The sequence below is a fragment of the Salipiger sp. HF18 genome, assembly GCF_011806505.1.
GTDB lineage: Bacteria > Pseudomonadota > Alphaproteobacteria > Rhodobacterales > Rhodobacteraceae > Salipiger > Salipiger thiooxidans.
Genome location: NZ_JAATOS010000958.1, coordinates 1 through 661 on the forward strand (window position 1 = coordinate 1; position 661 = coordinate 661).

The following is a 661-nucleotide window of genomic DNA, read 5'->3' on the forward strand; positions in this document are numbered from 1 at the left end:
TCCTCCGGCAGTCTCCGCCCGAGCCGTACGCGGAGAGCCCCATGCGCCGTTTCGAAGAGATCCTCGCCATCGCCATCGACCGCAAGGGCAGCCGCGAGGCGGTGCTGGGCGATGCCCCGGTGCCCCGCTCTGCCGACGAGATTGCCGCCATCCCCGACGTCCGCTGGCTCGCGGGCATGGCGCGCGGCATCTTCCAGGCGGGCATCAGCTGGACCGTGGTCGAAAGCAAGTGGCCCGGCATCGAAGAGGCCTTCCACGGCTTCGATACCGGACGCTGCGCGATGATGTCGGACGACTGGTTCGACGCGCTGCTGGGCGACCGGCGGGTGATCCGCTCGGGTCCCAAGATCGCCGCCATCCGCGACAATGCTGTCTTCATCCGCGAGACCGCCGCCGCCTCGGGCAGCTTTGGGCGGCGGGTGGGGGACTGGCCGGCGGGCGATTTCATCGGCCTGCTCGACTGGCTCAAGCGCGAGGGCGCGCGCCTCGGCGGCAACACCGGCGCCTACCTGCTGCGCGGCATGGGCAAGGACGGCTTCCTGCTGAGCCGCGACGTGATCGCCCGGCTCGTGGCCGAGGGAGTGATCGACAAGGCCCCGGGCTCGCGCAAGGCCATGGTGCCGGTGCAGGAGGCCTTCGACCGCTGGGCGGCGGAAAGCGG

The 661-nt window shown here is 71.3% G+C and carries 1 protein-coding gene; it reads left to right on the forward strand.

Annotated features, from left to right (window positions below; genetic code table 11):
- Positions 1–41: 41 nt before the first annotated feature.
- The coding region (locus HC022_RS28245) for a DNA-3-methyladenine glycosylase I (RefSeq protein ID WP_167454566.1) at positions 42–661 on the forward strand (620 nt) is incomplete at its 3' end.